A 20,048-nucleotide genomic window follows, 5' to 3' on the forward strand; every position below is an offset into this window, starting at 1 on the left:
TGGCTGCCTCTATCTTTTCTGCGCCCCGGGGGGGCTCACCATCCACAGGCCGGGTTTGGGGGGGGGGGGGGGGGGCGCGCCCCCCGCCCCCCGCCGCCGCCCGCTACGGCAGGGTGAGGATCTCCGCGCCGTCGGCGGTGACCACCAGGGTGTGTTCGAACTGGGCCGTCCACTTCTTGTCCTTGGTGGTGACGGTCCAGTCGTCGTCCCAGATGTCGTAGTCGATGGTGCCGAGGGTGATCATCGGCTCGATCGTGAACGTCATGCCCTCCTCGATCACGGTCTCGACCGAGGGCTCCTCGTAGTGCAGCACGGTGGGCGCCGTGTGGAAGGCGGGGCCGACGCCGTGCCCGGTGAAGTCACGGACGACGCCGTAGCCGAAGCGCTTGGCGTAGGACTCGATGACCCGGCCGATGACGTTGAGCCGCCGCCCCGGCCGCACGGCCTTGATGGCGCGCATGGTCGCCTCGCGGGTGCGCTCGACCAGCAGCCGGGCCTCCTCGGAGACGTCGCCCGCCAGGAACGTAGCGTTGTTGTCGCCGTGCACGCCGCCGATGTAGGCGGTGACGTCGATGTTGCAGATGTCCCCGTCCTCGATGACCGTGGAGTCCGGGATGCCGTGGCAGATGACCTCGTTGAGCGAGGTGCAGCACGACTTCGGGAACCGCCGGTAGCCCAGCGTCGACGGGTAGGCCTTGTGGTCGAGCAGGAACTCGTGGACGACCTTGTCGACGTCGTCCGTGGTGGCGCCGGGCTTGACGGCCTTGCCGCCCTCCTCCAGCGCCTGCGCGGCGATCCGGCTCGCGACCCGCATGGCCTCGATCACCTCGGGTGTGCGCACGCCGTTGCCGGAGTCCCGTTTCGGCGCGGGCTTGTCCACGTACTCGGGACGGGCGATGGTGGCGGGGACGGCGCGGCGCGGCGTCTGGACGCCGGGCGTTAATGGAGCACGGGACATGCCCTCCAGCCTACGACGCCCCGCACGGGCCGTGTTCCTCAGGAACCGCTCTTCAGGAACCGGCGCGCGGCCTCGACCGCCGGTTTCGACGAGCCCGCGTCGGTGAGCAGCACGGCGAAGGCGAGATCGCCGGCGTATCCGACGAACCAGCCGTGCGCGTGCGTCCCGTCGCCGAACTGGGCCGTCCCGGTCTTGCCGTGGACGTCCGGGAGGTCGCGCAGCCCGGTCGCGGTGCCCTCGGTGACGACCTCGCGCATCATGCCGCGCAGCGCGTCGAGCACCTCCGGGCGCGGCGCGAGGCCGGTGCCGCTCGCCTTCCCCGGCTGCCCCCGCACCAGCGACGGCACGGGGACCCTGCCGGACTGGACGGCGGCCGCGGCGAGCGCCATCCCGAACGGGCTGGCCACGACGGTGCCCTGGCCGATCGCGTTCTCCGCGCGCTGCGCCACCGTCTCCGCGGGCGGCACCGAGCCGGTCACCGTGGTCAGGCCGGGGACGACGAAGTCCGCCCCGATGCCCAGAGAGCGAGCGCTGTCGGTGAGCGCCGCTGGCGGCAGGTCGGTGGCCAGCCGCGCGAACGTCGTGTTGCAGGAACGGGCGAACGCGGTCGAGAGCGGCACGGAACCGAGGGCGAACTCTCCCTCGTTCGGCACGGTCCGGTTGGCGAACGTCGCGGTTCCGGGGCAGTCGACGGGACTGCCGGCGCCCACCGTGCCCGCGGACAGCGCGGCGGCCGCGGTGACGATCTTGAACGTCGACCCCGGCGGGAACCGGCCGGAGAGCGCGAGCGAGCCCTGTTCGTCGGCCGCGTCGTTCTGGGCGACCGCCAGTAAGTCCCCTGTGGACGGTTGCACCGCGACGAGCGCCGCGGCCGCCGGTACCGGCTCCAGCGCCTTTTCGGCCGCGGACTGGAGTTTCGCGCTCAGTGTGCTGGTCACCGCAGGCGGCGTCTTCGCGGCCTGCAGGTACAGCTCGCCCGCCTCTCCCCCGCCGGCGTCGAGGCTCACCACGCGCCAGCCCGCGGCGTCCGCTGCCTGCTGCTCGACGAGAGACCGCACCGCGGGCAGCACCTGGCGCCCGGTGTCGCGGGTGGCCGGGAGCAGCCGCTCCTGGCTGCTGAAGCGCACGCCGGGCAGGTCGTGGATCGCCGGTTTGACCCGCTGGTAGTCGCTCGCGCGCAGGGTGAGCACGGGGTACGCGCCGCCGGGTTTGGTGGCCTTGATGCCGTCGAGCACCGACTTCCCGGTCAGGCTGGGTTCCACGGCGTGCAGCGCGGAGCCGAGCCGGGTGGCGACGTCCTCGGCGTCCGAGGTCTGCGCCGGGTCGACCACTACGCCGACGACGGGTTGCGGCCGCAGCAGCGGAGCGCCGTCGCGGTCGAGGACCGGCTCCAGCCGCGCGGGCGCCGGCCGGATCGCGAGGCTCTGGCCGTCTTCGAGTTCGGGGTGGACGACCTGCGGCTGCCAGTGCACCTGCCAGCCGTCCTGCGCGGAGCGCACCTGCGCGGAAGCGGCGTAGGACCACTGCCGTCCGCCGGGGAGACGCCAGGTCAGCCGGTAGGTCCCGGTCCCGGAGGTGCCCGCCTTGTTGAGGTGCCGTTCGGTGACCTCGACCGACTCCGGCGCGAGGGCGGTACGGACCTGGGTCAGCGTCACGCGGGCGGCGGCGGGGGCGTCGGTCGCCTCCGCCGCCGCGGCGATGTCCCCGGAAGCGACAGCGGCGAGGAACCCTTCGAGCACGTCGTCGGGTTCCCGCGCACCACACGCGGTGAGGGGGACGACGGCCAGCAACGCCAGCGCGAGTCCCGCGGTACGACGTCGGGCAGGGTGGCGAGGGCGCGGTGGAGCGGGGCGCATGGGCCCGGATGGTGCCAGTTCGCCGTGGCTGTCGCGGGTGCGCAACGCCGACCCGGAAGAGCGAACGCGCCGTCGGAACAGGGCTGTCAGAACAGGACGGTCGCGTACTGGCCGACCTGCTTGAACCCGATCTTGCGGTACGCGGCGAGCGCGGGGGCGTTGTAGCCGTTGACGTACAGGCTCGCGGTGCGGCCGAGGCCGCGGACAAGGCGGGTGGCGACCGCGGCCGTGCCCGCGGTGCCGATGCCGTCGCCGCGGCGTCCCGGATGGACCCAGACGCCCTGGATCTGCCCGACGGTGGCCGACATCGCGCCGATCTCGGCCTTGAACACGACTTCGCCGTCCTCGAACCGGGCGAACGCGCGCCCGCCCGCGATCAACTCGCTGACCCTGGCGCGATAGCTGGCGCCGCCGTCGCCGCTGCGCGGGTCGACGCCGACCTCCTCGATGAACATCGCCACGGCGGCCGGGAGGTAGCGCTCGAGCTCGTCCGGACGGACCGCGCGCACCCGGGGGTCGGCCGCGACCAGCGGCGGCCCGTCGAGCGCCATCAGCGGCTGGTCGTCCCGGATCTCCCTGGCCGGGCCCCATTCCCCGGACAGCTCGTCCCACAGCCCGAGCACCTGCTCGGCCGGGCCGACCAGCGACGAACAGTTGCGCTGGCGCCGCAGCGCCCGGTCGGCGAAGGAACGCAGCGCCGAAGCGTTGCCGCGCAAGGGAATCAGGTTGGGCCCGGAGAAGCACAGCCCCTGCAGGCGGGACGCGCGGATCGGCCGCGAATCGGCCGCCCAGAGCTCACCACCGAGCCGCCACGGGTCGAGACCGGCAGCCTCGACCCGGGCGCTGACCATGCAGCTGCCCACCGGGTCGGCGGCGAGCGCGGCACGGACCGCCGGATAGTCCCGATCATCGAGCAGCCGTGCACCTGCAAGCCGCAACACGTGTCTAGCCTGCCAGATGAAGCCCGTGAACGGAACGCAAGCCTATGTATACGCTCGGACAAACCTGGTGCGTACAGCGGCTACGGCGCCCCGCGGTAGGTGCCGATGGTCCAGGCGTTGCCCTCCGGGTCGCGGAGGCTGAAGGTGTGCGAGCCGTAGTCGGTGTCGTGGAGGCCGAGGGTGATCTCCGCACCGGCGGCGCGGACGCGCTCGTGGATCTCGTCGACGTGGTCCGAAACGACGTAGGCGGCGCCGGTGCCGGGTTTCATGCTGTCGTGCACGCCGTCCTGTTCCGGCCTGACGCTGCCGAGCATGACGCCACCACCCTCGGGCCAGCGCAGTTCGGCGTGCTGGACGAGGCCGTCGTCGCCCGAGACCACCAGGGCCTCGCGGAACCCGATGACGTCGACGAGGAAACGGATGGCGGCGGGCGCGTCGTCGTAGCGGAACGCGGGCCGGACAGTCGGTGCTGGTGTTTCGGTCATGTCCTCAGTCTGGTTCGCCGAAGACGTCGGAGTCTTGGAGGAACGGGAGCTCCTCCCGGATCCACGTCCGCGGCGTGCAGCCCGCCAGTGCCCGCCATTCGTTGGACAGATGCGCCTGGTCGTAGAACCCGGACGCGACGGCGATCCCGGCGAGGTCGACCGGCTCGCCGCGACGAATCAACGCGCCGGCCCGTTCGAACCGCAGCACCCGCGCGGCCTGCTTCGGGGCAAGACCGACTTCGGCGCGGAACCGTTCCCCGAAGTGACGCCGGCTCCAGCCGATCTCCTCGGCGAGTTCGCCGACGCGAACCTGACCGGCCGTGCCCCGCATGCGCCGCCAGGCCTCGTCGAGTTCCGGTGCGGGCTCGACCAGTTCCTTCGCCCGCGCGGCGAGGACGTCGTCGAGGATGGCGAACCGCTGCTGCCACGTCGGCGCCTCGACGAGCCGCTCGGGCAGGCTCGCGAGATCCGGCAAACCCAGTTCGTCGAGACTGACGACGTAACCGCTCAGTTCCGCCGCGGTGACGCCGAGCAGCGTCCGCACGCCGAGCGGGTCGAGTTCGAGGTGGATCCCGGCCTGGACGAGGTCCTGCTGGATCAGGACGGCTTCGGTGTGCAGCCCGCCGACGAAGGCCTGCGCGCGTTTCGTGTACTCGGGACGCGGGCCCGCCATCCGCACCGGCTGCTCCAGGCTGATGATGAGCGTCACATGGCGTGACGGCAGGCCGCGGTGCACCGGCAGCGTGACGTTCTGCTGCGCGTAGCCGACGTAGCGCGCGACCAGCGGCCGCACCACCGGGTGCGGCGTCCGGACGGCCCAGCTGACGCTCATGCGCCCAGCGTAGGCCGTGCTGTTCGGCAGCGGGACTTCACCGAGGTTTGCTAACACGGACGAGGGCGTTCTCGTCCCCATTACACGTCCCCGCCGCACAAAAGGAACGACCGATGACCATCCAGGAGCAGGCACATCAGCTGGAGCAGCTGGCCGAGCAGGTCCCGACCGGGGTCGCGCTGGCGACCAAGAGCGAGCTGGAGGACCTGCGGTCCCTTGTACTCGGGGTGCTGGGCGAGACGTCGACGGCCATCGCGATCCAGGGCGCCATCGAACTCGCCGGGCAGCAGGTCGACGAGCTGACCGCGGCGCTGGAGAACGTCAAGATCCAGATCCGCGACGCCGCCCAGCACCACCTTCAGGGTTAGGCCCTCATCCGACGGTGACGACCGGCTCACCTTCACCGGCGGTCTCGCCCGCCTCTTCGGCGATGCGCATGGCCTCCTCGATGAGGGTCTCGACGATCGCGTGCTCGGGCACGGTCTTGATGACCTCGCCCTTGACGAAGATCTGGCCCTTGCCGTTGCCGGACGCGACGCCGAGGTCGGCCTCGCGTGCCTCGCCGGGGCCGTTGACGACGCAGCCCATCACGGCCACGCGCAGCGGGATCTCCATGCCCTCGAGGCCCGCGGTGACCTCGTCGGCCAGCTTGTAGACGTCGACCTGCGCGCGTCCGCACGACGGGCAGGAGACGATCTCCAGCTTGCGCGGGCGGAGGTTGAGCGACTGCAGGATCTGGGTGCCGACCTTGACCTCTTCCACCGGCGGCGCGGACAGCGACACGCGGATCGTGTCGCCGATGCCCTGACGCAGCAGGGCACTGAAGGCGACGGCGGATTTGATCGTGCCCTGGAACGCCGGACCGGCCTCGGTGACGCCGAGGTGCAGCGGGTAGTCGCACTGCGCGGCGAGGATCTCGTAGGCCCGCACCATGACCACCGGGTCGTTGTGCTTGACCGAGATCTTGATGTCGTGGAAGTCGTGCTCGGCGAACAGCGACGCCTCCCACAGCGCCGACTCGGCGAGGGCTTCCGGCGTCGCCTTGCCGTACTTGTCCATGATCCGCTTGTCCAGCGAGCCGGCGTTGACCCCGATCCGGATCGGCGTGCCGTGGTCCTTCGCGGCCTGCGCGATCTCCTTGACCTGGTCGTCGAACTTGCGGATGTTGCCCGGGTTCACCCGGACCGCGGCGCACCCGGCCTCGATCGCGGCGAAGACGTACTTGGGCTGGAAGTGGATGTCCGCGATCACCGGGATCTGCGACTTCTTCGCGATCGCGGGCAGCGCCTCGGCGTCGTCGGCCGACGGGCAGGCGACGCGCACGATGTCGCAGCCGGCCGCGGTCAGCTCGGCGATCTGCTGGAGGGTGGCGTTGACGTCGGCGGTGAGCGTCGTCGTCATCGACTGGACCGAGATCGGGTACTCACTGCCGACGCCGACCGGCCCGACCTGCAGCTGGCGGGTAGGGCGGCGCTCGGAGAGGACGGGCGGTGGCAGGGCTGGCATACCTAGCGCGACGGTCACGGTCCCCAGCGTACCTACTCCGACCGGGGAGCCTTCACCAAGTCAACCGTGACGGTGAGCAGCATTACGGCCGGTGCGAAGCGCACCGGCCGGGCCACGACCCGACCGGTGCGCGGCACTACTGCAAACGGATCGGGTTGACGATGTCCGCGGTCACGGTGAGCAGTGTGATCCCGCCGCCGATGACGACGAGCACGAGCGTCACCGCCGACAGCCTCGTGTAGTCGACCGGTCCGCCCGCGGCCTTGCCCCGCAGCTTGCGGAACCAGTCCCGGATGCGCTCGTACCAGACGATCGCGATGTGCCCGCCGTCCATCGGCAGCAGCGGCAGCAGGTTGAACACACCGATGAAGAAGTTGAAGCTGGCCAGGAGGAAGAAGAACAGCGGCCACAGCCCGCGTTCCACCGCCTCGCCGCCGATGCGGCTCGCGCCGACCACGCTGACCGGCGTGTTCGGATCCCGCTCGCCGCCGAAGATCGAGGTGAACACGGCCGGCAGCCGCTGCGGGAACTCGACCAGGCGTTTCGCGGTCTCGGAGAACATCGTGCCGGTGAAGCTCACGGTCTTGCCGACCGCGTCGATCGGGCCGTAGCTGATCAGGCCGGGCGGGTTGACCGGCGACGCGCCGATCATCCCGACGTCGCGGACCTTCCCGTCACTGGTCAGCCGCTGCACCCTGGGCACGTCCACGGTCCGGGTCAGCGTCTGTCCGTCACGCAGGATCTGGAACACCGTGGGCCCGCTCGACGCCTGGACGGTGTTGAGCATGTCGGTCCAGGTCGGGGTCGGTTTCCCGCCGACCGACAGCACCTTGTCACCCGGCAGCAGCCCGGCGGCGGCCGCGGGCATCGGGTCGGCGGGCGCGCACTTGCCGTTGTTGACCTGGTCGGTCGTGGTGGCCGCCCGCGCACACGAGGTCGACGCGAGGATCGGCTCCGTGTTCGGGTGCAGGTTGGGCAGGCCCATGGTGACGGCCATCAGGTACAGCACCACGAAACCCAGGATGAAGTGCGTGATCGACCCGGCCGACATCACCACCGTGCGCTTCCAGGTCTTGAACCGCCACATCGCCCTCGGCGACTCCTCCGGCGTCACCTCATCCAACGCCGTCATCCCCGCGATATCACAAAACCCACCCAGCGGAATCCACTTCAGCCCATACTCCGTCCCACCTCGCCGGAACGAAAACACCGTCGGCCCATACCCCACGAAAAACCGGCGCACCCGCATCCCGAACACCCGCGCCGACACCATATGCCCCGCCTCATGCAACGCCACCGAGACACAAATCCCCAGCGCGAACAGCACCACCCCGAAGATATAGGCCACCGCGCTACTTCCCCTTACCGATCATCGATCCGGCACGCGCGCGAGCCCAGCGCTCGGCCGCGAGTACATCTTCGACGTCGCGTGGCTCGCGACGCCATTCGTCGGCGGCTTCCACCACCTCGGAAACAGTGTCCACGATCGAGGTGAAGCTGGTGTTCTGCGCCAGGAAGGCGGCCACCAGTTCCTCGTTCGCCGCGTTGTAGACCGCCGGGACGCAACCACCCAGCTCCCCCGCGTGGCGGGCCAGCCGGACCGCGGGGAAGGCGTCGTCGTCGAGCGGTTCGAACGTCCAGCTCGCGGCCTTGTCCCAGGTGCAGGCCGGGGCGGCGCCGGGAACACGGTCCGGCCAGTGCAGGGCCAGCGCGATCGGCAGCCGCATGTCCGGCGGGCTGGCCTGGGCGATCGTGGAGCCGTCCACAAAGGTCACCATCGAGTGCACGATGGACTGCGGGTGGACGGTCACGTCGATCTTCTCGGCCGGGATGCCGAACAGCAGCGTCGCCTCGATCAGTTCGAGGCCCTTGTTGACCAGCGTGGCCGAGTTGACCGTGATCAGCGGCCCCATCGACCAGGTCGGATGCGCCATCGCCTGCTCGACGGTGACGTCCGCCAGCTCGGCACGGGTGCGCCCGCGGAACGGGCCGCCGGACGCGGTCAGCACGAGCCGGGCGACCTCGGCGTCCCGGCCCGCCCGCAGCGCCTGCGCGATGGCCGAGTGCTCGGAGTCCACCGGCACCAGCTGACCGGGCTTGGCCGCGGCCAGCACGAGCGGACCGCCCGCGATGAGGGATTCCTTGTTGGCGAGCGCGAGCGTGGCGCCGGTGGCGAGCGCCCTCAGCGTCGGCTCGAGGCCCTGAGACCCGGGTAGCGCGTTGAGCACGACGTCGACGTTCACCGCGTCGATGAGCTCGGTCACCGCGTCGGCACCGGCGAAGATCCGCGGGATCCGGAACTCCCCGCGCGAGTAGCCCCGCTTCTGCGCCTCGGCGTACAGCGCGAGCTGCAGATCCTCGACCACGGTGGGTTTCGTCACAGCGACCGCGTCGACCTGATGCGCGAGCGCCTGCGCGGCGAGCGCCTGGGGATCCGAGCCGCCCGCGGCGATCCCGGCGACCCGGAACAACGCCGGGTTGCGGGCCGCGACGTCGAGCGCCTGGACACCGATGGACCCGGTCGAGCCGAGCACGAGCACACTTCGCGAAGTAGTCATCGCGGGCCATTATCGCCCGGGTCCTGTCGGTGGCTCCCGGCCCGGTGTGGGATCATCCGGGTGTACGTGTTGGTCCGGGTCTCAAGGAGTTTGATCGTGGTGAGCAAGGCGGTCGAGAAGCGGCCCGAGGTCGACCCGCGCGACGAGCCGTCGGCGGCGTGGGGCTGGCACGGCCAGTTCCCGAGGGCCACCCGGATCGCGGGCTGGGTGAGCGCGATCATCCTGCTGCTGATGCTCAAGGGCAACCACGAGAACAACACCGAGAACGTCTGGCTGGTCGGGCTCGCGGCGTTCATCGTGCTGCTGCTGATCCTGGACATCCGCAAGCGCCGCACGGCCTGGCGCAAGTAGTCCGTGACCCGCTAACTTTGCGGGTCATGAAGCCGCGCTGGGGTATCGCTGCCGTCGTCTCGTTACTGGCCACCTTGGTGGCACCCGCCGTCGCGTCGGCGGCTCCGACGTCGGAGGGCTCCGCTTCCGGGGGCTTCCCGGTCACGCGGTGTTCCTTCACCCCGACGCCCGAGAACCCCGCGGCGCGACCAGTGCTGCGCCCGCTCCCCTTCGCGCTGACGCGCGGCAGCGTCGATGTGACGTTCCGCTTCAACTACGGCCCGGTGACCGTGCGGCTCGATCGCGCCGGCGCGGCGCCGTGCGCGGTGCACAACCTGGCGAGCCTGGTGCTCCAGCGGTTCTACGATCACTCGCAGTGCTGGCGACTGACGAACTCGGCACGCCTCGGGGTGTTGCAGTGCGGCGACATCCACGAGGTCGAAAAGGGCGGCCCCGGCTACAAGTTCCCGGACGAGGTCTCGGGCGCGGAAACCTATGCGCGCGGCACCATCGCGATGGGCAACCAGGGCCCTGGCACGAACGGGAGCGAGTTCTTCATCGTCCACTCGTTCGCGCACATCCCCGCCAACTACTCGGTGATGGGGCGCGTCGTGCGCGGGATGGACGTGCTGGACCGGATCGTGGCGGCCGGGATCATCCCGAGCGAACGCGGCCCGCTCGACGGTCTCCCGGCCAAGCCGGTCAAGATCGAACGAGCCACCGTCGGCTTCTGAGGTTCGGCGAATTTGTTCGCCGGATAGCACAGCCGGAACGGCGGTACGCGTTGATTTCCGCGTACCGCCGTTCCGCTGTTTCGCCGTTTCGACTCCGGTCAGCCGTTCGCGCGCCTCGCCAGAACCCGCCTCGCGATCTCGCGGACACGCTCCCTGTCGTCGTCACGCACCGACTCGATCACCCGCCACGCCGCATCGTCGTCGATCGCCAGCAATGCGTCGAGCGCCTTGAACGCGAGATCGTGAAACTCGTCCCAGTCCGGCCGCCAGTGCAACGCCCGTTCGATCGCGGGCACTGACGAAGGATCCTTGATGTCAAGCAGGTAGGCGAGCACGTCCCCCGGATTGACACCCCCGTCACGCAGATCCAACGCTTCGGCGAACACCGGCACATACTGGACCGAGGGGCGTTTCCCGGCCAGAGAAAGATAGGTCTGGAACCATCGCCAGTCGGAGCGGGCCAGATTTTCCCGCAGCCCACGAGTGATCAACTCTTCGACGCGGGGAGTTTCCGCCAGGAAACTGAGATCACTCCGGCCTCCAGGCTTGGTCGCGCGCACGAATTCGTCGAATTTCGCGAAATCCGAAGTCACGGCAGCGCACCCCAATCGTAGCCGACTATCTGATCATTGAACATAGCCGACGATCCTACACCTTTTCCACGCAGCCCGTAGTTGATATGGTCCCGCTCAGCCTTGACGTGCACCTGGTCGACATTTCCGGACTCCAACGCGGGAAGATAGTCCAAGCCTCTATTCCGAATCTCCTCGGCTATACTCTTCCTGTTAATCGCTCCACGGTCTAGCAATTTCTGCCTTGTCCCACGAGCGGTGTACATAGTCACCAAGACGTCGTAATCGCCCGCATTACTCACTGGAATCGCCTTGCGAATGTAATCCAACTCCTGGGTAACCATGCTTTCCCCGTTCTTGGGCCAGATTCCGCGCTTTTTGAACGACTCGAGTTCCGCATTGGACATGGCCCGGTAGAAGACTTCGACCTTGCCTTGCGCGGCCAGCTCCGACATGGGCAGCTGCTCGACGTTCTGCACCACTTCGCCGTTGGGACCCCGGACGATGTCCCGGAAGATCCGATAGATCTCGGCCGCGTTCTGCAGGCCTTCCGCGGTCCCGGACACCCGGCTGGCGGGAAGGTTCGGGTTGCTCGACGTCGTCCCGTCGACCAGGTAGTTCTTCTGCGCTTCGGCGGGAATGGCGTCGGCGACTCGCAGGGCGCGTTCCCAGGCGTCCTGGCGTGCCTTGATGCCAGGGGGTGGCGGAGGCGGCGGGGCGGGCCTCCATGCGGAGCCGCCACCGTGACCATGCCGGCCGTGCGGTGCGGCGACACCGTGACCGTGCCGGCCGCGTGGTGCGACCCCGTGGCCCCCGCGACGTCCTGGTGCGGGACCCGCGGCAGTACCCGAGTCGGAGTAGTAGGACCGGTAGGAAGGATTCCAGCCCCGATCGCTCTTGCTCCAGCCGTCCGTACGGTAGGTGCCCGCGCTGCCGTGATAGGTGGGCGCGTTCGCGGTGCCCTCGAAGATGAGGTCCATGGCGACCTCGACCCCGACGTGAATGATGATCACGACGCAGATCGGGCAGTGGCCGTCCGGATCGGTGTAGTTGGCCGGCGACGCGTTCCCGTAGGTGTAGCGGTTCGAAGCCGCGGACGGGCTCACCGGCAGGGAGATGTCGTCGCGGGCACTGAACGTCCCCGTACCCGGGGCGTACCACCGCGCGCCCATGTCGACCGAGCCGGTGTCCGGATCGGTGTAGTCCGACTGGAAGCCCAGCGGCGACGTCGCCCCCGCCGAGCCGGTCTTCACGCCGAAGGGATCGAAGCTCGCCGAGCCCGCCAACGCGTTCGCGGAGGGATCAAGGCCGCCCACGACGTCGGAGTGCCGGTCGGTGAGCGCCAGCTGCCCCGCACCGCCGCCCGGACGTTGTGCGAGCAGGTCGCCGCCCGCCGACCGCGAGAAACTCGACGTGCCGTCCGAGGTCAGGTTCAGGCTCTGGCCGTCGTAGGAGAACGTCTTGTCGTTACGTCCCGAAGTCCGGTCCAGACCGTCGTACGACAACGAGACGCCGCCCTGCTTGACCGCACGGTCGAACGCGTCGAAGCCGAACGCGACGCCCCCACGGGATTCCAGGGTGCCGCGCGGACTCCACCGCAGGGTGTCCGCACCGTCGGTCAGCTGACGGTTCCGCTCGTCGAATGTCGCGGCCTTGTCCCCCGCCTTGACCCGGTTCCCCGAAGCGTCCCAGCCGTACTCGACGGTCTTGCCGCCCGCGGTCCACGACGTCAGACGTCCGGCGTAGTCGTAGCCGTAAGCGTTGTCGCCCGCTCCGGCGAACCCGGTCGTCTTCTTGCTCGTGAGCCGATCGTTGGCGTCATAGCCGTAGGTCATCGACGCCAGCGACGCGCCGTCAGAGCCCTTGACCACATCGCCGGTCTGGCGGCCGAGGTCGTCATAGGAGTACGTCCTCGTCCGGCCGGAGCCGTAGTCGACCGACGCCAACGCACCGGCGCCGTCGTACCCGACCGTCTGCTTGACGCCGGTCAGCCCGTCCTGCTGGGTCGCCAGCCTGCCCTGGGTGTACGAGAAGGTCGCCGTCCCCGCCCCGTCGACGCGCTGGGTCAGTCGCCCGGCCGCGTCGTAGCCGTAGGTCGACGTTCCGGTCACCGGCCCCGTGCTGGTCAGCAGATCACCACGGTCGTTGTAGGTGAAGGTTTCCTCACCGGACGGCGTGTTCACGCCCAGCAGCCGCCCCGCGGCGTCGAAACGCCGCTTGCGCTCGGTCGTCGGTTCGGCCGCCCCGGAACCCGTCTCCGCCGTCAAGCGCCCCAACGTGTCTACGGTCCGCTGGCGGGTGACCCCGCCGGGCGCCTGGAGAGTCAGGGCCCGGCCGTCGAGGTCGTAGGACGCCGTCCAGGTGCGGTCGGCGGGGTTCGGGTGAGCGGCGGTCGCGGGTTCGACGACCGACTCCGGCAACCCCAGCGCGTTGTAGGTCTGGATCGTGGCGTTGCCGCGGCCGTCCGTGCTGCGGGTTCGGTTCCCCGCCGCGTCGTAGCCGAACGACGTGGTGATGGTTTCCTTGTCCGACACGGGTTCCTGCTGCTGCACGAGCCGCCCGCGGTTGTCGTAGGCGAACTTCGTCGTGCGCAGCAGCGCGTCGGTCACCGAGATCCGGTTGCCGTCCTGGTCGTAGCCCGCCGACGCCTTGCGCAGGAGGTGCTCGTCCGGGGCGTACCAATAGGCCCCGGTGTTGCGGCCCGCGCCGTCGAAGGTCAGGTAGGTCGTGCGGCCGAGACCGTCGGAGGCCCGGACCTGGTTCCCGGACAGGTCGTAGCCCTGCTGGGTGACCACTCCCGCGGGGTCGGTGGTGGAGACGCGCCGGCCGAGCACGTCGTACGCGTGCTTCGTCACCTCACCCGTCGGGGACATGGTCGAAACGAGGTTGCCCGCGTCGTCGTAGCGGAGCTGGGTCGTGTACGCCGCCGGTTCCGGGCGCCGTTCGAGCTTCGTCGCGGTGATCTGACGGCCGAGATCGTCGTAGGTCGCCTCCGTCCTGGCCCCTGTCGGGTCCATTTCGGACAGTCGCTCGCCCGCGGTCGTGTAGGTGTAGCTCCAGACCCCGCCCGGCTGGTCTCCCGCGTCGGGTTTCGGGTCGACGCGTTCCACCAGCCGGTTGAGCTGGTCGTAGCGGAACCGCGTGGTCGCGCCCATCGGATCGGTCTTCGACAGGACATTGCCCTGTGCGTCGTAGCGCGTCTTGGCGATCGCTTTCGCCGCGGCGCTTTCGCCGGGCTTGCGGTAGCCGGGTGACGCCTGCTCGACGACCCGGCCCACGCGGTCGTAGGTCGTGCCGCTGACGTTGCCGTTCGCGTCTCGCGCGCCGGTGGGCTCGCCGAAGGCGTTGTAGCCGGTCGTCTCGCGAGCACGAGTCTGAACCGCTTGTCCCCCACCGCTTTCCGCCGCGGCGGGTGGGAAGACGACCGAGCTGGTGAGCCCGGACCCGTCGTACTCGAAGTTCGTGGTGAACTGCGCGGGATCGGCGCCCTCGGCGTTGCCGCGCGGTGCCGTGATCGAGGTGACCAGGCCACGCTGGTCGTAGGTGTAGCTGGTGGTGAGCTTGCCCGAGGAACCGTTCACCACGGACGTGCTCGTCTGCCTGCCCGCGACGTCGTAGCCGTACTCGACGGTCTCGACGCGGCCGACGTCGACCCGGGTGCTGTTCGAGCTAGCACCGGTGTGCTGTGTCCTGGCGACGTCGCCTCCCGGCACGTACGTCCACTCCACACGGTTGGCGAGCCCGCCCGGATCTGCCGTCTGCGCGGTGCCCCGCCCCGTGGCGTCGTATTCGTACGTGGTGACCAGGCCACCGGGCGCCAGCCGCTTGACGACGTTGCCCGCCGCGTCGTAGCTGAGCTCCTCCAGCTTGATGTCGCGTTTCGCCGCGTTCGGGTTGTCCGGGTCCCGGACGTCACGGGCGATGGTGCGCCACAGCCTGCCGTCGTCGAAGTACTGGTACTTGGTGGTCCGGCCCACCGAGTCGGTGTGCCGGATCCGGCGCCCCGCGAGGTCGTACCCGTAGGAGTCGAGCACCAGGGTCGGCAGTGCCGAGGTGTCCCCTTCGCCGTCCTGGTCCCCGGCCCCGGTGGACGGGTCGGTGGCCTGGCCGTGCCAGGCACGCAACCGGACCTCGGCCAGGGCGTTGCGCGCCGTGTAGCCGTATTCGTACTTGTTCCCGCCCGGATCGACCATCCACGTCTTGTTGCCGAACGGGTCGTAGCCGTAGAACGTGTTACCGCCCTCGGCGTCGGTCTCCTGGCTGCGGCGGCCGAAGTTGTCGTAGGCGTAGGCGGTGACCCGGGCGGCGTCCCCGCCGGTCAGGTCCTTCGCCTCCGTCCGGACGAGGTTGCCGTCGGGGTCGTAGGCCGACACTGTCTGCGCGGTGTGCGTGACGTTGTCGATCGGGTTGACCACACCGGGGCTCGTGACCGACACCTGGTGCGAGAGCGCGTCGTAGCCGTAGGTCGTCGTCAGGCCGCCGGGGTTCGCGTCGCTCTTCTTGGTTTCGGTCAGCCGCCTGCCGAACACGTCGTAGGTGTAGGTCGTGGTCAGCCCGGCCGGATCGACGACCTGCGCGAGGTCACCGTTACGGAAGTACGAGTACCGCGTTTCGCCACCACGAGGGTCGGTGATCAGCGCGATCAGGCCCGCCGGGGTGTTGCCTCCCCCGACGGCGGCGTCGGAGCTTTCCGTGTACCGGTACCGGGTCGTCGCGCCGTCGGGCGTCGTCTTCGTCTGCACCAGGCCGCGCACACCCAGATCGGTGTAGGTGTACGTCGTGGCGTACTTCGCGTCACCGGGGCCGGAGGAACGCGCGTCCTTCGCCGACAACAGCTTGTCGTTGCGCGGATCGGTGACGTCGGTGGAGTTCAGGTAGTAGCTGTAGTAGCTGGTCTGGCAGTCGCCCGGCGACACCCGGCACGACTTGCGCGCGACCACGTTGCCGCGCTCGTCGTTGGTGAACACCTGGACGTTGCCGAGTTCGTCGCCGACGGTGGTCTGGAAACCCTTGTCGTCGTAGTCGTAGGTCCGCACGCCCAGTCCCGTGACCGGGCCGCCCACCCAGGGGCCGCCACCGTTGACCGGGCCACCGCAGTAGGACGGTTCGCCCGGCTTGGGCGGCACCGACGGGTCACACGGTGGTTCCGGTGGAGCGGGCGCTCCCGTGCTGTCGCGACGATCCTCGGGACGCAGCCCGAGTCCCAGTGGCGCGACATAACGCAGGATCCGGCCGCGCATCGGGTCGTAGTCGTAGAAATGCGGGCGGTTCCCCGGATCGGAGATCTGGGTCGTGCGGATCAGGTTGCCCTCGGTGCCGGTCACCACCGGGACGCCGAGCTTCCAGTGGCCGCCGTCCCGATCGGTGACCTCGGCCAGCCGGTCGGCGGCGGTGTTGTAGGACAGCTGCGCGGCGACCCGGCCGCTCGGCAGCGTGATCTTCGCGAGGTAGTCGGCGCCCGTGCCTGCCTGGAAGTGGGCCTGCGCGGTCGTGGGCCCGACCGGGTACACGTAGAAGGCCACCTCGTCGATCTGGCCGGAGAAGAAGCGGCGCGGCTCGGTACCCCATGCCGGCCAGGCCGACGGCGGCACGGTGTAGGCGGCGCCGATCTGGTTGTAGACGACGTCGTCGTGCGAAATCTCGCCCTGGGCGCTGCCGACCTTCCGCCCGTCGAGGTACAGCGTCTGCGTCGCGAGCGACCCGGAAAGCACCACGTGGTGCCACTGGTCGTTGTTGACGGCCTCCGCCGAGGTGATCGGCCCGACGCCCCCGTTCCAGAACTGCCCGCGCAGCTTGCCGTCGGTCCCGACGTAGAGCACCGGCACCGCGCCGGTGGGCGTGCTGCCGATCGGTGCCCGCTGATAGCCGAACAGCGGCCCGCCCTGGGTGGTCTTGAACCACATCTCGATGGCGAGGTCACGATTCTTGCGCACCAGGCCGTCCGGCACGGTGACCACCGACGACGTGCCGTTGAACGACGCGGCGGTGTCCGCGCCGTCCTTCAGCGGACCGGGCTGACCCAGGACGACGTCCTTGTAGGTTCCGTTGTCCTTGCCGAGCTTGAGCCCGTTCTGGCTCGCCGCCACGGTGCCGTTCGTCTCGCCGAACCGCCAGTACGACGAAGGCCGCGAATCGACCACCGAACTCCGGTAGTGCGAACCCGAGACGTGGTCGTAGCTGGTACACCCGTTGTTCGGATCACAGACCTTCGTCAGCTTGTCGCCGTCGTAGCTGTAGGTCCAGGTGAGCTGCTTGCCGTCGATCGGATCGGTCGACACCGACGTCACGTGGTTGCCGGTCCACGTGAAGTACAGGATCCGATCGCTCGTGCGGCTGATGATCCGCTTGAGGCGTTCGGGGGTGCTGTAGTCGAGCTCGACGTAGTGCCCGGCCTGGTCGTACACCGCGATGAGCCGGCCGTCGGGCCGGAAACGGTACAGCGTCGAAGCTTTGTCGGTGAGGACCCAGCCGCCACCGTTCGCCTCGACCTCGACGCGGAAGTTGGCCTGCCGCCCGGGCGGTGCGGCGAAGGAGCCGTCGTGGTTACGCCCGAACCGGACCTGCTGCCCGTCGGGATAGGTCACCACGACGTTGCCCGAACCGTCTTCGTCGGGAACGACCTTCATGTCGTACCGCGTCGACCAGCCGGAGCCGAACAGAAGATCCCGCCGGGGATCAAGGCTGTTGTACGTGCGCGCGATGTTCAGCTCGGGTCCGGTCACCTGGAGAGCCGCGTCGATGGCGCTCGAGAAGTAGTTGCCGGTCTGCGGATCGAAGTCACGCTGCGCCCCGCTGTAGGGCGCGTTGGCCAGATGCGACGTGATCTCCGGCTGGGGTACCGCGGTGAGCAGGTGGCTCGGGGTGAGCTTCTCGCTCTCGGAATGACCGTCGTAGGCGAAGGCACGCCACTGGTAGTCCTTGCTCCACCGCAGGGCACCGACCGGGACGTTCCACGTCCGCTTGCCCACGTAGCCGGAGTCCACACAGGACACTCCGGTCAGCGTTCCGTCCGGCTGCTTCCGATAGTCCTCGCAGACCTCGAAGCGGTACTTCAACGCCGAGGACACCGGTGCGTCGACATCGACGGCGTCCACCCACAGCTGGGGGGTCAGCGTCTGCGCGGAATAGCCGTTCGGCGGGTACTGGGCCTTCACGATCGGCGGAACGTCGAAGACCGTCATGGCGAGGCGGGTGGGCGGGACCTGCTCGTCGGTGAACCAGGGGCCGCCCCGGCGGAGCATGCTGAAGTCGAAGAGGTAGTCCCCCGGTTCGATCGCGCCGATCGTGGCGTCCAGCGTGACCGACTCGCCGCGCGGAACGTCGCGGGGCAGGCCGGCGGCTTCCTGGGAGGCGACCGGCGCTCCGGCGGCGGTGAAGCCGCGGTAGCCGAGCGCGTAGTCGGCCGCACGCCAGGTTTCGGCGCTCCGGTTCGTCACCGTGATCCGGACCTTGCCGCCCTGCGTGCGCGTGACCGGTGGCTCGGGAACACCCCGGTCGACGCGGTACTCGGCGTCGTAGGCGGAGTGCGTGACGAACAGCCGCGGCGGGTTGGCGGTGTTGTGCCCGGTGAACTTCTTCCAGCCGTACGGATCGGTCTCCGAAGCACGGATCGTCAGCCCGTAGTTGGGGCTCGCGCCGGTGACCCAGCGCTGCACCAGGTCGCGGCCCGCCGGTCCGAGCGGGATGAGCTCGGTGGTGGACGGGCAGCTCGACGCGTGCTGCTGGCGGCCGATGTAGCCACGCGCGAACGAAGGATCGGCCAGCGCCGGGCCGTAGCCGGGTCCCGGATAGCCGCTCGCGGTGTTCCACGGCGCGGTGACCCCGTGCACCGTCAGCGGGCGCGGCTGACACGACCACGACCAGGTGTTCTTGAGGGTGAGCTGGGCGCCGAGGATCTTGTGGTCGCGCAGCCGGGATTCGACCCCGCCGAAGGACAGGTAGCTGGCGGCCCGCAGCGGACCGGTCGTCCCGGCCTTCAGCTCGGTCGACCCGTCGAGACGGCTCCCGTTCTGGAACACGGTGCCACCGTTCGACGCCGTCGTGTCGACGCTGGGGTCCACCTCGACCGGGTACTTGCGGGCCGGATCGCGCAACCAGGCCGCGTCGAGTTCCACCCGCAGCACGGTCTTCCCGGCACGTTCCACGAGCCGGTAGGTCACGCCGCGGGACAGGGCCGCCTCCCCGCTCGCGGGGTCGCGGGCGGCGTCGGTCATGAAGCCCGCCGGGATCCGCGCGCGCTCCTGGCCCGCGGTGTCGAGCAGTGCCACCCGGCCGTCCACAAGCGACGGACGGAGGCCCTTGAGCCGCAAGGGGAATTCCCACACCGTCGGCGCCTGGGGACCGGCGAGGACCAGTGTCTCCTTCAGACCGCCGGGCACGACGTCGAACCGGATGTCGGCGGACTCGCGGACCGCCCGGTAGCTGACGCTGCTGCCCGACACCTGTCCCGCCGGCCCTGCCGCGTCGGCGACACCGAAACCGAACCCGTGTTCTTCGTCGAGTTTCAGGTCCACCAGGGAATCCGGGGAGCCCGCCGCCGCGAACCCCACCCCGATGCTGTCGCCGGCGTTGCGCCAGCCCGTGCCGTTCTCCTTCGGCACGACCGTGGTGTCGATCGGCTGGTACGCACCGTTCGGCGTCCGGTAGTTGATCGGGTCCTGGCTGAACTCGGTGGTGTGGGTGCCGTCGGCGTTGGCGTAGGTCCGCTCGGTGGACGTACGCCGCTCCGGCAGTTCCTTGCTCGTCTTCTCGTCGTATCCGGTCGCCCGCACCGGCGGCGTTTCGACCTTGACCCGGTTGGTGGCCGCCTTCTCGGCTCCGGGCGCGATCGGGGCGTACTTCGACTGCAGCGACGCCGGGCCGGCGACGTTCGGCGCGCCGCCCGCCTCGTCCCGCTGCCCGGCGGCCGTTCCGCCTTGCTGCTTGGGCGATTTGGCCATGGCTTCGGCCAGGCGAACCGCGTCGTCGTCCCGGCCGCCGGTCCCGTAGTTGCCGGCGGGACCGATCACTCCGGCGAGGAGCGCCAGCAGCACGAGGACGAGCAAAGGCCGGGTGAGCATCTTCCGGGCACGGGCGGGTGAAGTATGACGAGCGAACATCGAGACCCCCTCGAAGTCAGTCGACGAAAAGGAATCCGGCGAAAAGGAATCGGGGACGTCCGGCGCGGCCGCGGGGATCGGGGGCGGGCCCCCCCCCGCCCCGCCGAACAGGGGGTTGGGCCGCGGCCCCCCCCCGCAGACGTGGCGATCGGTGTCAGCCGCACCCAACCCCCCGCGG

The 20,048-nt window shown here is 69.8% G+C and carries 13 protein-coding genes; 3 read left to right on the top strand and 10 right to left on the bottom strand.

The annotated features are described in order from the left end of the window. Positions 1 to 103: 103 nt before the first annotated feature. The 5 genes from map to ACFW0G_RS38715 all read right to left on the bottom strand — a co-directional run bounded on the left by map (position 104) and on the right by ACFW0G_RS38715 (position 5,072). Positions 104 to 958, bottom strand: a complete 855-nt coding sequence (gene map, locus ACFW0G_RS38695) for a type I methionyl aminopeptidase (protein ID WP_378330486.1) — start codon at positions 956 to 958, stop codon at positions 104 to 106. A gap of 38 nt (positions 959 to 996) precedes the next feature. Further along, positions 997 to 2,814, bottom strand: coding sequence for a penicillin-binding transpeptidase domain-containing protein (locus ACFW0G_RS38700; protein ID WP_378330487.1), 1,818 nt, complete (start codon positions 2,812 to 2,814; stop codon positions 997 to 999). A gap of 86 nt (positions 2,815 to 2,900) precedes the next feature. Then, positions 2,901 to 3,755 carry a GNAT family N-acetyltransferase gene (locus ACFW0G_RS38705; RefSeq protein ID WP_378330488.1) on the bottom strand — a complete coding sequence of 285 codons (855 nt, stop codon included), beginning with the start codon at positions 3,753 to 3,755 and terminating at the stop codon, positions 2,901 to 2,903. Between the two features lie 80 nt (positions 3,756 to 3,835). Next, complete coding sequence (locus ACFW0G_RS38710) at positions 3,836 to 4,240, bottom strand: VOC family protein (RefSeq protein WP_378330489.1); 405 nt, start codon at positions 4,238 to 4,240, stop codon at positions 3,836 to 3,838. A gap of 4 nt (positions 4,241 to 4,244) precedes the next feature. Beyond that, positions 4,245 to 5,072: a helix-turn-helix domain-containing protein gene (locus ACFW0G_RS38715; RefSeq protein WP_378330490.1), complete on the bottom strand. Its 828-nt coding sequence runs from the start codon at positions 5,070 to 5,072 to the stop codon at positions 4,245 to 4,247. A 113-nt stretch (positions 5,073 to 5,185) separates the two neighbouring features. On the opposite strand from ACFW0G_RS38715, the gene ACFW0G_RS38720 reads away from it, so the two are divergent. Continuing rightward, a complete protein-coding gene (locus ACFW0G_RS38720) occupies positions 5,186 to 5,440 on the top strand; it encodes a hypothetical protein (protein ID WP_378330491.1) in 255 nt (84 codons plus the stop codon). A 4-nt stretch (positions 5,441 to 5,444) separates the two neighbouring features. Here the strand turns inward: ACFW0G_RS38720 and ispG are convergent, their stop codons facing one another. The 3 genes from ispG to dxr form a co-directional block, all read right to left on the bottom strand. Continuing rightward, positions 5,445 to 6,596 (bottom strand): flavodoxin-dependent (E)-4-hydroxy-3-methylbut-2-enyl-diphosphate synthase, encoded by a 1,152-nt coding sequence (gene ispG, locus ACFW0G_RS38725; RefSeq protein WP_378330492.1) that lies wholly within the window; start codon positions 6,594 to 6,596, stop codon positions 5,445 to 5,447. 118 nt (positions 6,597 to 6,714) lie between these two features. Further along, on the bottom strand, positions 6,715 to 7,926 hold the full coding sequence (locus ACFW0G_RS38730; protein WP_378330493.1) for a M50 family metallopeptidase: 1,212 nt from the start codon (positions 7,924 to 7,926) through the stop codon (positions 6,715 to 6,717). Positions 7,927 to 7,930: 4 nt separating this feature from the next. Beyond that, positions 7,931 to 9,136, bottom strand: coding sequence for a 1-deoxy-D-xylulose-5-phosphate reductoisomerase (gene dxr / locus ACFW0G_RS38735; protein ID WP_378330494.1), 1,206 nt, complete (start codon positions 9,134 to 9,136; stop codon positions 7,931 to 7,933). Positions 9,137 to 9,232: 96 nt separating this feature from the next. Here dxr and ACFW0G_RS38740 point away from each other — a divergent pair, with 96 nt between their 5' ends. Further along, positions 9,233 to 9,487 carry a DUF2631 domain-containing protein gene (locus ACFW0G_RS38740; protein ID WP_378330495.1) on the top strand — a complete coding sequence of 85 codons (255 nt, stop codon included), beginning with the start codon at positions 9,233 to 9,235 and terminating at the stop codon, positions 9,485 to 9,487. 26 nt (positions 9,488 to 9,513) lie between these two features. Further along, positions 9,514 to 10,200 carry a peptidylprolyl isomerase gene (locus tag ACFW0G_RS38745; protein ID WP_378330496.1) on the top strand — a complete coding sequence of 229 codons (687 nt, stop codon included), beginning with the start codon at positions 9,514 to 9,516 and terminating at the stop codon, positions 10,198 to 10,200. Between the two features lie 98 nt (positions 10,201 to 10,298). Here ACFW0G_RS38745 and ACFW0G_RS38750 read toward each other — a convergent pair whose 3' ends face one another. Beyond that, entirely contained in the window at positions 10,299 to 10,793 is a 495-nt protein-coding gene (locus ACFW0G_RS38750) for a HEAT repeat domain-containing protein (protein ID WP_378330497.1), read from the bottom strand. After that, complete coding sequence (locus ACFW0G_RS38755; protein WP_378330498.1) at positions 10,790 to 19,870, bottom strand: LamG-like jellyroll fold domain-containing protein; 9,081 nt, start codon at positions 19,868 to 19,870, stop codon at positions 10,790 to 10,792. Before ACFW0G_RS38755 ends, ACFW0G_RS38750 begins: the two co-directional genes overlap by 4 nt. Between the last annotated feature and the right edge of the window lie 178 nt (positions 19,871 to 20,048).

Source organism: Amycolatopsis sp. NPDC058986 (assembly GCF_042741125.1).
Lineage (GTDB): Bacteria > Actinomycetota > Actinomycetes > Mycobacteriales > Pseudonocardiaceae > Amycolatopsis.

What these genes read in the sequence shown, in the direction of transcription:
- map (WP_378330486.1), bottom strand. Translation starts at nt 958, where the DNA reads ATGTCCCGTGCTCCATTAACGCCCGGCGTCCAGACGCCGCGCCGCGCC.
- ACFW0G_RS38700 (WP_378330487.1), bottom strand. Translation starts at nt 2,814, where the DNA reads ATGCGCCCCGCTCCACCGCGCCCTCGCCACCCTGCCCGACGTCGTACC.
- ACFW0G_RS38710 (WP_378330489.1), bottom strand. Translation starts at nt 4,240, where the DNA reads ATGACCGAAACACCAGCACCGACTGTCCGGCCCGCGTTCCGCTACGAC.
- ACFW0G_RS38715 (WP_378330490.1), bottom strand. Translation starts at nt 5,072, where the DNA reads ATGAGCGTCAGCTGGGCCGTCCGGACGCCGCACCCGGTGGTGCGGCCG.
- ACFW0G_RS38720 (WP_378330491.1), top strand. Translation starts at nt 5,186, where the DNA reads ATGACCATCCAGGAGCAGGCACATCAGCTGGAGCAGCTGGCCGAGCAG.
- dxr (WP_378330494.1), bottom strand. Translation starts at nt 9,136, where the DNA reads ATGACTACTTCGCGAAGTGTGCTCGTGCTCGGCTCGACCGGGTCCATC.
- ACFW0G_RS38745 (WP_378330496.1), top strand. Translation starts at nt 9,514, where the DNA reads ATGAAGCCGCGCTGGGGTATCGCTGCCGTCGTCTCGTTACTGGCCACC.
- ACFW0G_RS38755 (WP_378330498.1), bottom strand. Translation starts at nt 19,870, where the DNA reads ATGTTCGCTCGTCATACTTCACCCGCCCGTGCCCGGAAGATGCTCACC.